Here is a 13,194-nt window from a genome sequence, read left to right on the forward strand (position 1 = left end):
TTCCCTCTCCCGATTTTCTCGGCGGCTCCTGGACCAGTCCGCATGCGGACACCCGAACGGAGAACCAGGGGCTGCCGGAGAGGCCAGCCGATCGCCGCCGCGGGCCAGGGCCACCTGTCGCGCCCAGCGCCGCGACCGGCCACAGGACCACCCAGGTACCACGGTCTCGCGGGCAGGGATGTGGACAACCGGGGCGCATCCACAGTTTCGTGATGTTGGTGGCGGCGTTACCCAGCCGGCGCGCACCGTTGCCCCATGTCCCTGGCCCCGAGGAGTGCACCATGTCGGTCATGGCCGTCCCCCCGCCGATCCCACCGCCCGGCCCCTGGCTGTTCCCCACGCCTGGTGAGAGCGGCTTCACGGCCGACGACCTCGTCGACCTCCCCGTCGGCAGCGGCCACGCGGAGATCGTCGACGGGACTCTGCTCCTCTCCCGCCAGGGCGGATTCACCGTCGACGATCTCGACCGGATCCCGGGCGGCGACGGCAACCGCTACGAGCTCATCGACGGGATGCTCGTCGTGAGTCCCGCGCCTGGCATGCCCCACCAGGTCGTCGTCACCCGGCTTGCGACGCTGCTGACCGCCCTGTGCCCGCCGGACCTGTTCGTGTTCGGCTCGTCGCCCGCCGTCCGGAAGGGACGCCGGGGCAGTCTCGAGCCGGACGTCGTCGTGCTGCGCAAGGCCGACGTCACCGCCGCCTTCGACCGGCCGCACGCCTGGGTTCCGGTGCTCGCGGTCGAGGTGCTCTCGCCGTCCAGCCGCACCATGGACCGCCTGGTCAAGCGTGGTATCTATGCCCGCCTCGGGGTGCCGTGCTACTGGATCGTCGGCCCGTCCACGCGGACCGGACCGGCCGTCACCGTCCTGCGCCTCGACCCCGCGAACGGCGAGTACCTCGACGAGGCGTCCGTCGGCCCGGACGGGACCGTGACCACGACCGTGCCGTTCCCCGTCACGCTGCGTGTCGCGGACCTGCACAGCCTCGGGTAGCGGCCGGCGGCCCCCGACGGCCTGACCGGCGGGCCTCCACCCGAATGCGCCATGGCGGCGGGGGACGCCGCCGCACCTGGTGATCCTTTGATCGGCCTGGCCGCCCCGGGCCGGGGCTGGCGGGAACTCGGCGGTTGGTAGGTTCTGGCCATGACGACGTTCCCGACCGAGCGCCCGGTCCGGCCTGACCCGGTGGCGGGAGGCGAGCACACGGTCGCCGTGCTGGCGGTGGACGGGGTGGTGCCGTTCGACCTGGCGGTGCCGGTGGAGGTGTTCGGGCGGGCCCGGCTCGCCGACGGGCGGCCGGCCTACCAGGTCGTCGTCTGCGCGGCCCGGCCAGGAGCCGACGTCGACGCGGGGACGTTCACGCTGCGGGCACGCCATGGGCTGGAGGCGCTCGCCGAGGCCGACACGGTCGTCGTGCCCGGCGCCGCCGATCCGGCCCTTCCCGCCGACGCGGCCGTCGTCGACGCGCTGCGCGGAGCCGCGCGTCGCGGGGCGCGGGTGGCGTCGGTCTGCTCGGGCGCGTTCCTGCTCGCCGCGGCCGGGCTGCTCGACGGGCTGCGGGCGACGACACACTGGCTGGGAACGGCGGACCTCGCGGCCCGCCACCCCGAGGTCGACGTCGCCCCGGAGGTGCTGTTCGTCGACAACGGCGGCCGGATCCTCACCTCCGCCGGGGCGGCGGCCGGGCTCGACCTGTGCCTGCACATGGTCCGCGCCGACTTCGGATCCGCCGTCGCCGCCGAGGCGGCGCGGATCTCGGTCATGCCGCTGGAGCGGGCCGGCGGGCAGGCCCAGTTCATCGCCCACGAGCCGCCAGCGCCCGACGGGGTGTCACTGGAGCCGCTGCTGCGCTGGCTCGCGGACAACCTCGACCGGGAGCTGTCCCTCGACGACATCGCCCGCCAGGCGGCTCTGTCGACCCGTACCCTGTCGCGGCGGTTCCGAGAGCAGACCGGCACCACCCCGGCCCAGTGGCTGGCCCGCGCCCGGCTGCGCCACGCCCAGCAGCTGCTCGAGTCGACGGACCACCCGGTCGAATGGATCGCCGCCCGGGTCGGCTTCGCCTCGCCGTCCACGTTCCGCGACCGTTTCCGCCGCCTGGTCGGCACCAGCCCCCAGTCCTACCGCCGCGCCTTCCGCGCCCCTGAGGCCGTCCGGGCGGCCTGACGGAGTCGGCCAGTGGGCCGTCAGGCGCCCGTGGTCGAGCCCGGGCGGACGATCATGAGGACGACGACGACCGCCCAGAGCAGGTTGAAGACGCCGGTGCTCATCCCGAGCCGGGCGGCCGCGCGGGACAGCACCGGCGACGTGCCGGTCGCTATCTGGGCGGGCGACGCGACGGCGACCGAGCCGGCCCTGTCCGCACCGGCGGAAATCGAACCGGCGGCACCGGCGGAGCCCACCGCGGCGCCTACAACGGCCGTCGCGGGCCCGTCGTCGCCGTCGGCGGGTCGCGGCGCGGCTTCGGGCAGCAGGGCGAGCGTCCTGCGCTGGCCGGGGAGGATCACGGCGGCGAGCAGGGCGGCCGCCACGGCGGTCAGCACGATGGAGATGATCACCCAGGTGTCGCCGAAGACGTGCAGCGGCCCGGCGGTCGCGAGGCCGAAGAACGGCACCGCGATACCCAGCAGCGCGTAGACCCGACAGATCCGGTGCAGGGCCCGCGCCACGCCCGCCGCCGCGCCGTCATCCGGGGCGGCCGCCGCCAGTCGCAGATACCGGGGAAAGATGCTGGCGGCCACAGCCACCGGCCCGATCGCGAGGATCGCGGCGAGCACATGCAGGCTGAGCAGGATCTTGGCCACGGATCGGTCTCTCCACAGGTTGTCGATCGAGGTCGACTCCGACGCTATCGACGCGACCGGCGGCGCGGCAGTGGCCAGAACGCCAGATGCCGCCGGATTCCGGCCAACGGCGCGGGTGGCTCCGACACCGCCGAACGCCTCCTGCCCGAACCTGGTTGGCCGTAGGCTGCCGACCATGACCTGGCGACATTGATCCCACCCGCGGCAACCCGTCCGGCCGCGACGCGCGGCGCGACCCGAACGGGCGCTCGCGCGGCGGCTGTACACGTACGCGTTCCTCGAGGAGTGCGTGCCGTTCTACCCCCTCTACGCGCTGCTGTTCGCGGACAGCGGGGTGTCAGCCGGGGGCATCTCGGCGCTGTTCGCCCTGTGGTCGGCCGCGACGTTCCTGCTGGAGATCCCGTCGGGGGTGTGGGCGGACGTCGTCTCCCGGCGCCGGCTGCTCATGTTCGCGCCTCTGCTGGACGCGGCGGGCTACGCGCTGTGGGCTGTCGCGCCGTCGATCTGGTCGTTCGCGGTCGGGTTCGTGCTGCTCGGCGCCGGGACCGCGCTGCGCTCCGGCGCGCTGCAGGCCCTCGTCTACGCCGAGCTTGACCGGCTCGGCGCCACGGCGGCCTACCCACGGCTGATCGGCCGCTCCCAGGCGGCCGGCGGCGCGGCCGGCCTGCTCGCCACCGCCCTCGCGGGCCCGCTGGTCGCCGTCGGCGGCTACCCGGTGGTCGGCGCCGTCAGCGTCGCCGCGCTGCTGCTGTGCGCCGCCGCCGGTCGCGCCCTGCCAGAACAGCGGCCGGTCCGCGGCACAGGGCAGGCCGGTCCGGACGGTTCCGCCCCGTCGCCCGACGAGGACGCCGGCGGCGGTGAGGGCGGGTCAGGGCTGGCGGTGCTGCGGGCCGCGCTGGGAGTGGTGCGCCGCTGCGCGCCGGTCCGCCGGGCGCTGCTGCTGTCGGCGGCGCTGACCGGCATCGCGGCGCTCGACGAGTACGTGCCGCTGCTCGTCCGCGACACCGGTGTGGCGCCCGCCACGGTCCCGCTGCTGGTCCTGGCCGTCACGGCCGGGTCGACGCTGGGCGGGCTGGTCGCCGGCCGCGGTGGCCGGTGGCTCGCCGCCCTGCTCGCCGTGGCCGCGGTGCTGCTGGCGGTCGGCGCGGGCAGCGGGGCGCCGGTCGGGATCGCCGGCGTCGCCGTCGCGTTCGGGGTCTTCTACTGGGCGCTGGCGCAGGCCGACGCCCGGCTGCAGGACAGCCTCGACGACTCCTCCCGCGCCACCGTCACGTCCCTGTCCGGCGCCGGCATGGAGGCCGTCGGCATCGCCACCTTCGCCGCCTACGGCGTGGGCGCCGACGGGCTGGGGATGCCCGCCCACTGGCTGTTCGCCGCCGCCGCCGTCCCCTATCTGCTGGTGGCCCTCGCCGGGCGCCGCGGCCGGCGCGTTCGGCCGCCGCCGTTGCGGGCCCGCCGCGACCCGGGCTAGGGCCGCCCCGGCGATGTCCGGCGACCTTCGACGCGGAGGATCTCGCCGGAGATCGCCGGGGCCGTACCCGGATCCGAACGCCGAGGGCCTCGGTGGTTCGGATCCGGGTACAGAACCGCTGATCACGCTCGCGGCACCGCGCGTCCGCACCGCGCGCCCGCGGAGCTGGCGCGTCCCGTCCCGTTCCCCGCCGGGCCGAAGCCCGGCCGCGGGGACGGGACGGGAACGGGCCAGCGGTCTACACCTCGACGACGGCCTGGGCGAACTGGGCCTTGTACAGCCTGGCGTAGGCGCCGTCGGCGGCGAGCAGCTCGTCGTGGGTGCCCTGCTCGACGATCGCGCCGTTCTCCATCACCAGGATCGTGTCGGCGTCGCGGATCGTGGACAGGCGGTGGGCGATGACGAACGCGGTCCGCCCGGCCCGCAGCTGCGACATGGCCCGCTGGATGAGCACCTCGGTGCGGGTGTCCACCGAGCTGGTCGCCTCGTCGAGGATGAGGATCTGCGGGTCGGCGAGGAACGCGCGGGCGATGGTGATGAGCTGCCGCTCGCCGCCGGACACGCCGGTGCCCTCGTCGTCGATGACCGTGTCGTAGCCGTCGGGCAGAGTGCGGGCGAACCGGTCGACGTGGGCGGCCTTCGCCGCCGCGACGATCTGCTCGCGGGTCGCGCCCTCGGCGCCGTAGGCGATGTTGTCGGCGATCGTGCCGCCGAACAGCCAGGTGTCCTGCAGCACCATGCCGGTCGCCGCGCGCAGCTCCTCCCGGGTCATCGTCGCGATGTCCACGCCGTCGAGGGTGATCCGCCCGCCGGTGACCTCGTAGAACCGCATCAGCAGGTTGATCAGCGTGGTCTTGCCCGCGCCGGTGGGGCCGACGATCGCGACCGTGTGCCCCGGCTCGGCGACCAGCGACAGGTCCTCGATGAGCGGCTTGTCCGGCTCGTATCGGAACGCGACGTGCTCGAACTCGACCCGGCCGTGCGTCTCGCCGGGCCGGGCCGGCTCGGCCGGGTCCGGGTCCTGTTCGGGAGTGTCGAGCAGCTCGAACACCCGCTCGGCCGACGCCACCCCTGACTGCACCAGGTTCGCCATCGACGCGACCTGCGTGAGCGGCATGGAGAACTGCCGGGAGTACTGGATGAACGCCTGCACCGAGCCGATCGACAGGTCACCGGAGGCGACCCGCAGGCCGCCGACGACCGCGACGAAGACATAGTTCAGGTTCCCGATGAACATCATCACGGGCTGCATCAGCCCGACGATGGCCTGCGCCCGCCAGCTCGCCTCGTAGAGTTTCTGGTTCTGCTCGGCGAAGATCGCGGCGGACTCCTCCTGCCGGCCGAACGCCCGCACCAGCATGTGCCCGGTGTACATCTCCTCGACGTGGGCGCCGAGCCGGCCGGTGGTGCGCCACTGGTTGACGAAGTGCGGCTGCGCGAACTTCCCGATCCGTGCCGCGAGCACCATCGACAGCGGGACCGTGACGAGCGCGATCAGCGCGAGCAGCCAGGAGATCCAGAACATCACCGCGAGCACGCCGATGATCGTCAGGACGGACTGGACGAACTGCGCGATGCTCTGCTGCAGGCTCTGCCCGAGGTTGTCGATGTCGTTGGTGACCCGGGACAGCACCTCGCCGCGCTGCGCCCGGTCGAAGTACCGCAGCGGCAGGCGGGTGATCTTCTCCTGGACGTCTGAGCGCAGCTGGGACAGCATCCGCTGCAGCGCGGCGTTGGTGAAGCGGGCCTGCAGCACCGAGCAGACGCCGGCGAGCAGGTAGATGGCCAGCACCCAGCCGAGTACCGCGCCGATCGCGTGGAAGTCCATCCCGGCGCCCGGGGTGACGTTCAGCGAGTCCAGCAGGTCGGCCTGGGTGCCGTGGCCGGTGGCGCGCAGGTGCTCGACGGCCTCGGCCTTCGTCGTGCCCGCCGGCAGGTTCCTCGAGAAGACGCCGGTGAGCACCAGGTCGGTGGCGCGGCCGAGCAGCTTCGGGCCGCTGACGTTGAGGCCGACGGCGAGGGCGCACAGCACCAGCGAGGCGATGAACAGCCGCCGCTGCGGGCGCAGCAGCCCGAGCAGGCGCCGCGTCGACCCCCTGAAGTCCGCGGACTTCTCGACACCGCCACCCATCATCATCCGCACCGCCGGGGGGCCGCCGCCCGCGGCCGGGCGCGGCGCCGGCATCCCACCGCCTGGCCGGCCGTTGGGACTCGTCATGCGGCCGCCTCCTGTTCGGTGAGCTGGGACAGCACGATCTCCCGGTAGGTCTCGTTGCCGGCCATCAGCTGGTGGTGGGTGCCGACCCCGACGACCCTGCCCTCGTCGAGGACGATGATCTGGTCGGCGTCGCGGATCGTGGCGACCCGCTGGGCGACGATCACGACCGTCGCGGCCGCGGTCTCGCGGGAGAGCGCCGCGCGCAGCGCCGCGTCGGTGGCGTAGTCGAGCGCGGAGAACGAGTCGTCGAACAGGTAGATCTCCGGGCGGCGCACCAGCGCGCGGGCGATCGCGAGCCGCTGGCGCTGCCCGCCGGAGACGTTCGTGCCGCCCTGCGCGATCGGCGTGGCCAGCCCGTCGGGCATCGCCTCGACGAAACCGCGGGCCTGGGCCGTCTCCAGGGCGTGCCAGAGGTCGTCGTCGGTGGCGTCCGGGTTGCCGTAGCGCAGGTTGGACGCGAYGGTACCGGTGAACAGGTACGGCTTCTGCGGGACGACGGCGACGGTCGCGGCGAGCAGCGCCTGGTCGAGCTCGCGGACGTCGACGCCGTCGACGAGCACCGACCCCTCGGTGACGTCCGAGAGCCGGGGGATCAGGGACAGCAGCGTCGACTTGCCCGCCCCGGTCGACCCGATGATCGCGGTGACCTGGCCCGGGCGGGCGAGCAGGCTGATGTCGCGCAGCACCGGCTCCTCCGCGCCCGGGTAGCGGAACCCGACGCCGCGCAGCTCCAGCTCGCCGTGCCGGGCCAGCTGGGTGACCGGCGTGACCGGCGCCAGCAGGGTCGTCTCGGTGCCGAGGACCTCCTCGATCCGCTCGGCGCACACCTCGGCGCGAGGGATCATCATGAACATGAAGGTCGCCATCATCACCGACATCAGGATCTGCATCAGGTAGCTGAGGAAGGCGGTGAGGGCGCCGATCTGCATCGCCCCGGAGTCGATGCGGTGCGCRCCGAACCAGAGGACCGCGATGCTGGAGAGGTTCACCATGGTGAACACCAGCGGGAACATCAGCGCCATCAGCCGGCCGAACCGCAGCGACGTGTCGGTCAGCTCGGCGTTGGCGACCCCGAACCGGGTCCGCTCGTGGTCGTCGCGGACGAACGCCCGGATCACGCGCAGGCCGGTCAGCTGCTCGCGCAGCACCCGGTTGACCGTGTCGAGCCGTTCCTGCATCGCCCGGCCGAGCGGGCGCATCCTGCGGATGATCAGCGAGATGATGATCGCCAGCGCCGGGACGACGACGACCAGCAGCGTCGAGAGACCCAGGTCCTGGTGGATCGCCAGCGCGATCCCGCCGATGCACATGATCGGCGCCGAGATCATCATGGTGAAGCCCATCAGGACGAGCATCTGCACCTGCTGCACGTCGTTGGTCGCCCGGGTGATCAGCGACGGGGCCCCGAAATGGGCCACCTCGCGGGCGGAGAACGACTGCACGCGGTCGAACACCGCGGCGCGCACGTCCCGGCCGACCRCCATCGACGTGCGGGCACTGAAGAACACGGCCCCGCCGGAGCACACGATCTGCCCGACCGTGATCGCCAGCATGATCCCGCCGAGCCGCACGATGTAGCCGGTGTCCCCGGTGATCACTCCGTGGTCGATGATGTCGGCGTTCAGCGTCGGCAGGTAGAGCATCACGAACGTCGCCGCGAGCTGCAGCGCGACGAGCGCCGCGAGCTGCGCGCGGTAGGGCCCCAGGTGGGCCCGCAGAAGTCGGATCAGCATGCGGTGGCGGTCCCTCTCAGCGGTGGTGCGGGTGGCRGCGCTGACAGCGCTCGCGCACGGGTGTGACAGCCGGTGGCGGCCGGGGGTCGCGGGCCAGCCGGGCCGCGGGCGGCACGTTCGGACACTACGGACTCACCTCCAGGTGAGGTCAAAGGCATTTCGGCGCGTTACATGCCGGCCAACCGGTGGCCACCGGCCGGCCGCGGACCGCGCCGTGGTCGAACGTCGTGGTTCCGCGCGCCGGCCGTACCAGTCCCAGCCGGCCGGCAGGTCAGCGACTGGTCCCATTGAAGCGGACGCCGGAGTCCGCTTCGCCTGGCGGCCGGGGCGCATCCCTAGGGGGACAGGCCACCGAGCCGGGCCCTGATCGCGGCGCGGTCGACGCCGAGCCGGTCGAGCAGGGCGGCGGCCGGGTCCGGTGGCGGGCGTTCCAGCAGCGCGAGCAGCACAAGCTCAGGGGTGGCACGGAGACCTGGGCTGGCGGGCACGGCGACGAGGGCGCCCGACAGCACCGCGCGCGCGCCGGAGCTCAGTGCGGTGCGCAGCTGGACGACCTGCGCGGGCGTCGGGCGCCGCCCTGCCCGGCCGAAGAGGTCCGCGCCACCGGCCATGGCGCCGGCCGGCTCGTCGCCCGCCCCCGGGCCGTCCGCCACCGGCGGGATGGCCGGCCACGGATCCGCGTCGTCGTGGGCCGGTGTCCCGGCCGGCGCCGCGGCGACGGCGATGCCGAGCGCCCTGAGCGCGTCCTGGTCCAGGATGGCGAGCGCCCCGCGCGCCGCGGCCAGGCCCACCCCGAGCGAGCGCGCCGCCTCGGTGTCCGGATGGTGCAGGACACCGAGGAGCAGGTGCTCGGTGCCGATCCGCCGGTCGCCGCGCAGCCGTGCCTCGGCCAGCGCCGCGCTGACGACCCCACGGGCACCGGCGGCGAAGCGAGCGGGCATCCTCCATCACCTCCTCTGGTGTCCTGTTCGGAATCAGTCCTGTTCGGCGTACCGGTGGCTCGGCGTGGCCGGTGGGATGTCGTGCGGCACGCGGACTAGCAGGGCCCGCGGCCGTGCTTGGCATGCGCGGACTGGCGGGACACGCCCAGGGCGTCGCCGATCTGCTCCCACGACCAGCCCTGCTCTCGGGCGGTCACGACGGCCTGCGCCTCCACCTGCTCGGCGAGCCGGTGGAGCGCCCCGACCGCCCGCAGGCCGAGCGCCGGGTCGCCGGCCCGCACCCGCGCCAGCAGATCACCCACGTCCATGGGCGTCAGTCTGGACTGACAACCAGAAGTCTGTCAATCCAGACTGACGGCCGGGGTCTTGCTGACGCGGGACCCGGGGGAGAAGACTTCACCCATGCCCACCGCACGCGAGCCGGCCGCCGACCGCACCGGCGCCGACGCCACCGGCGGCGAGTCGGCCGACGCCGCGCCGGCCGGCGAGGTGGCGAGGCTGCCCGCGCCGGCCGACGCCGACCTGGCCTGGGACGGCGACGCGGAGCTGACCGCCGCGCTGGCCGAGCGGGTGACGCAGTACGCCCGCGCCGCGCGGGCCACCTCGACGTGGCGGGCCTACGACACCGACCTGCGGCACTTCCGCGCCTGGTGCGCCGCCCGGCCGGCGGCACCCTCGGCGGTGCCGGCGAGCGCGCTGACCGTCGCCGGCTACATCGCCGCCCTCGCGGACGCCGGTTACAAGCCGTCGACGATCCGGCGGCGCCTCGCCGCGATCTCGGTCGCCCACCAGCTCGCGAAGGCGCCCAACCCGGCGTCGTCCCCCGAGGTCGCGACCGTGTGGGACGGCATCCGCCGCGTCCACGGCACCCGCCCCGCGCGCAAGGAGGCGCTGGAGACGTCGCTGCTCACCCGCGTCCTCGCGGCGATCGACGAACCACCCGCCGACGAGCCGCTCAGTACCGGCGCGGCCGCCGGCGAGACGGCGGCGCCCGCGGCGGCGGGCGGCACGGTGCCGGGCAGCGCGGCCGCGGCGCTCGCCGCCGTCCGCGACCGGGCACTGCTGCTCGTCGGGTTCGCCGGCTGCCTGCGCCGTTCCGAGCTGGTCGGCCTCGACGTCGCCGACATCGACGTCACCGCCGACGGGCTGGTGCTGTCGATCCACTCGTCGAAGACCGACCAGGAGGGCGCCGGCGCGCTCGTCGGCCTCGCCTACGGCTCCTACCGGCCGACCTGCCCCGTGCGGGCCTGGCAGGCCTGGGCCGCCGCCGCGAGGCTCACCGGCGGCCCGGCGTTCCGCGGGATCAACCGGCACGGCCACGTCGGCACCGGCCGGCTGCACCCCAGCTCGGTCGCCCGGATCGTGCAGCGCCGGGCCGCGGCCGCGGGCCTGGACCCGGCGGACTTCGCCGGCCACTCGCTGCGCTCCGGGTTCGCCACCGCCGCCGCCCGCGCCGGCGTCGCCGACCGGGCGATCATGCGGCAGGGCCGGTGGCGCTCGGCCTCGTCCCTGGACAGCTACGTGCGCGCGGGGCGGCTGTTCGACCGGGACAACCCGTCGGGCCGCGTCGGCCTCTAGGGCGACGCGGGGGCGACTGGGCCGGGTGACCAGGCACGTGGGAGGCTCGCGGGTGTGACAACGGGCAGTGGGACAGGTGGTTCGGCGGCGCCGGGCGAGGTTCGCTGGGACCTCGCGGTGAGCTTCGCCGAGCAGGACCGCGGCTGGGCCGACTGGCTGGTCTGGCAGCTGCAGGACGCGGGCCGCCGCGCCACCGCCGCGCCGCTGCCCGCCGGCGGCCCGGGCGCGCCGGCAGTCGCGGCGGCGCTGCGGTCCGCCGCCGGGCACGCCGACCAGGTGCTCGTCGTCCTGTCCGCCGCCTACCTCGCCGCTCTCGGCGGCGAGAACACCGACCCGCCGGCCGGTGACCACGCCCCGGAGAGCGGCGCGGGCGGGATCCCGGCCGAGCGGATGGTCGTGGCCCGCGTCGAGGACCTGCGCCGGCCCGCGCTGCTCGCCGGCGCCGTGTCGTTCGACCTGTTCGGCCTGGAACCCCCGGTCGCCCGCGAGTGGCTGCGCCGCCAGCTCGCCGTCCTTCCGGCCACCCCGGCCCGCCCCGAGGGCGCCGCCCCGGCGCCGTCGGCCGGCGCCGCGCCCGTTCTGCCCGCCGCGGCGGCGGCATCCGCGGCGGACACGGCCAGACCCGCGGGACCCGCCGAGACGCGGCCCGTCGCCCCGGCCGAGCCGGCGGCCGAGGCGTCGGCGTCAGAGCCGACGCCGACGCCGACGCCGGGGATGCTCGCCGAGCTGGAGGGGGTCAACTCCCCGGTGCGTGCCGTCGCGCTCCCGTCGACCGGCGGAGTGCTGGTCAGCGGCGCTCAGGACGGCAAGGTCCGGCTGTTCGACCTGGCTGCCCCGACCCGGCCGGCCGCGCTCTCCGTGATCGAGTACGGCAGCCGGCTCACCCAGGAATGGGTGCGCGCCCTCGCGACCAGCGCCGACGGCACCCGGCTGGCCATCGCCGGCGACGGGATGCGGGTCATGCTGTGGGACATCACCGACCCCTCGGCGCCAGAAACGATCTTCAACGAGCGCGGCCACCGCCACTACATCCGCGCGGTCGCGCTCAGCCCGGACGCCCACCTGCTCGCCTCCGGCGGCCAGGACAAGACCGTCGCCCTCTGGGACACCCGCCGCTCCGGGACGGCCAGCCTCCTCGTCGCGCTGACCGACCACCGCAAGGGGCTGCGGACCGTCGCGTTCAGCCCCGACGGGCGGCGCCTCGCCAGCGGCGGCGACGACCACGCCGTCCTGCTCTGGGACCTGGCGGACCCGGCGAAGCCGACCAGGATCGCGACGCTCGACGCGCACCGCGACACCGTGTACGCCGCGCGGTACGTCCCGGCCGGGACCCTGCTGGCCACCGCCGGCGGCGACCGGCTCGCGCGGCTGTGGGACGTCGCGAGCCCGGCCCACCCGGAACCGGTCGCGGACCTCGCCGGGCACCGCAAGGCCGTGACGGCGCTGGCTGTCACGGCCGACGGCCGCGGGCTCGCCACGGGCGGCGCAGACGGTCAGGTGCTGCTGTGGGACATCACCGACCCGGCCCACCCGGCACGGGTCGCGGCGTTCACGGCCAGGCACGGCGGGATCAACGACCTGACGTTCTCCGGTGACGGCGCCCTGCTCGCCGCGGCCTGCGCGGGCAAGGCCACCGTCCTGTGGAGCACCGGTACCCTGCTCGCCACCGCGAACCACTGACCGGCGCTGACCCGGCGTCGTCCGGGCCGGCCCGGACGGACTAGTGGGTGCTCGGGTTGGGGTCGCGGGCGAAGCCGTGGAGTGCGGTGTGGTGCTCGAGGACCCGGGTGAGCAGGCGGATCAGCTCGGCGCGCTCCCGGGCGTCCAGGGGGGCGAGGAAGGCGTCCTGGAGATCGGCGGCCACCACGTCGAGCCTCGCCAGCCACGCACGCCCGGCCGGGGTGATCGCGATGATGTTGCGGCGCCGGTCGGCCGGGTCCTGCGCGCGCTCTACGTGGCCGGCCTGGACCAGCTCGTTGACCATGGCCGCGACGTCGCTGCGGTCGTACCCGCAGCGCCGGCCGAGGTCCGCCTGGCTCGACGAGCCGAACTCGTCGAGTGAGGCGAGCAGCGCGTAGTGGAAGCGGCGGCTGCCGACGGCGGTGAACGCCTCGGCGTTGAGGCGGTGCGAGTGCACCGCCGTCTTGTTCACCAGCCAGCCGGCGAGCCCGCGCAGCCGGGCCGGCCAGGACGCGGCGAGCCCTTCGGCCGTGGGTCCCGCGTCGTCCGTCGTGCCCGTCGTGGCGCCGCCCGCGGGGGCACGGCTCTCGCCCACCTGGTCCCACCCACCTCATCCGACAAATTTGTTGGCGTTACCCACGAATCTTGCTAGTGTTGGCGACACCAACGTTGGTGGTCCCCATGATAGTGCCGTCGAGGCCTGGCATCCCACATCCGGTCTCGGCGCCCGGCACGGAGACCCCGCCACCGCGCGGGGCAGAGGGTGGAAA

The 13,194-nt window shown here is 74.7% G+C and carries 11 protein-coding genes; 5 read left to right on the plus strand and 6 right to left on the minus strand.

Translation table 11 applies throughout. The features are described 5' to 3' along the window. Positions 1–281: 281 nt before the first annotated feature. On the plus strand, positions 282–992 hold the full coding sequence (locus tag BL253_RS03825) for a Uma2 family endonuclease (protein ID WP_158230324.1): 711 nt from the start codon (positions 282–284) through the stop codon (positions 990–992). Positions 993–1,142: 150 nt separating this feature from the next. Then, positions 1,143–2,165, plus strand: coding sequence for a GlxA family transcriptional regulator (locus BL253_RS03830; protein WP_076813571.1), 1,023 nt, complete (start codon positions 1,143–1,145; stop codon positions 2,163–2,165). A 20-nt stretch (positions 2,166–2,185) separates the two neighbouring features. Here the strand turns inward: BL253_RS03830 and BL253_RS03835 are convergent, their stop codons facing one another. Continuing rightward, complete coding sequence (locus tag BL253_RS03835; RefSeq protein ID WP_076813773.1) at positions 2,186–2,803, minus strand: hypothetical protein; 618 nt, start codon at positions 2,801–2,803, stop codon at positions 2,186–2,188. A 289-nt stretch (positions 2,804–3,092) separates the two neighbouring features. On the opposite strand from BL253_RS03835, the gene BL253_RS03840 reads away from it, so the two are divergent. Next, a complete protein-coding gene (locus BL253_RS03840) occupies positions 3,093–4,274 on the plus strand; it encodes an MFS transporter (protein WP_076813573.1) in 1,182 nt (393 codons plus the stop codon). A gap of 238 nt (positions 4,275–4,512) precedes the next feature. On the opposite strand, the gene BL253_RS03845 is transcribed toward BL253_RS03840, so the two are convergent. The 4 genes from BL253_RS03845 to BL253_RS03860 form a co-directional block, all read right to left on the minus strand. After that, complete coding sequence (locus BL253_RS03845) at positions 4,513–6,492, minus strand: ABC transporter ATP-binding protein (protein WP_096335902.1); 1,980 nt, start codon at positions 6,490–6,492, stop codon at positions 4,513–4,515. Next, positions 6,489–8,225 (minus strand): ABC transporter ATP-binding protein, encoded by a 1,737-nt coding sequence (locus tag BL253_RS03850; protein WP_076813576.1) that lies wholly within the window; start codon positions 8,223–8,225, stop codon positions 6,489–6,491. The genes BL253_RS03845 and BL253_RS03850 overlap by 4 nt, the downstream gene beginning before the upstream one ends. 335 nt (positions 8,226–8,560) lie before the next feature. Further along, on the minus strand, positions 8,561–9,166 hold the full coding sequence (locus tag BL253_RS03855; protein ID WP_076813578.1) for a Clp protease N-terminal domain-containing protein: 606 nt from the start codon (positions 9,164–9,166) through the stop codon (positions 8,561–8,563). A gap of 95 nt (positions 9,167–9,261) precedes the next feature. After that, positions 9,262–9,474: a helix-turn-helix domain-containing protein gene (locus tag BL253_RS03860; protein WP_076813580.1), complete on the minus strand. Its 213-nt coding sequence runs from the start codon at positions 9,472–9,474 to the stop codon at positions 9,262–9,264. 94 nt (positions 9,475–9,568) lie between these two features. On the opposite strand from BL253_RS03860, the gene BL253_RS03865 reads away from it, so the two are divergent. After that, positions 9,569–10,744: a tyrosine-type recombinase/integrase gene (locus BL253_RS03865; RefSeq protein WP_241834497.1), complete on the plus strand. Its 1,176-nt coding sequence runs from the start codon at positions 9,569–9,571 to the stop codon at positions 10,742–10,744. A 54-nt stretch (positions 10,745–10,798) separates the two neighbouring features. Continuing rightward, the gene (locus BL253_RS03870) at positions 10,799–12,424 is read left to right on the plus strand and encodes a TIR domain-containing protein (protein ID WP_076813582.1); all 1,626 of its coding nucleotides are present in this window, start codon (positions 10,799–10,801) and stop codon (positions 12,422–12,424) included. A gap of 40 nt (positions 12,425–12,464) precedes the next feature. Here BL253_RS03870 and BL253_RS03875 read toward each other — a convergent pair whose 3' ends face one another. Beyond that, complete coding sequence (locus tag BL253_RS03875; RefSeq protein ID WP_081437968.1) at positions 12,465–13,019, minus strand: MarR family winged helix-turn-helix transcriptional regulator; 555 nt, start codon at positions 13,017–13,019, stop codon at positions 12,465–12,467. Positions 13,020–13,194: the final 175 nt, after the last annotated feature.

Origin of the sequence: Pseudofrankia asymbiotica (genome assembly GCF_001983105.1) — a bacterium.
GTDB classification, from domain to species: Bacteria; Actinomycetota; Actinomycetes; order Frankiales; family Frankiaceae; genus Pseudofrankia; species Pseudofrankia asymbiotica.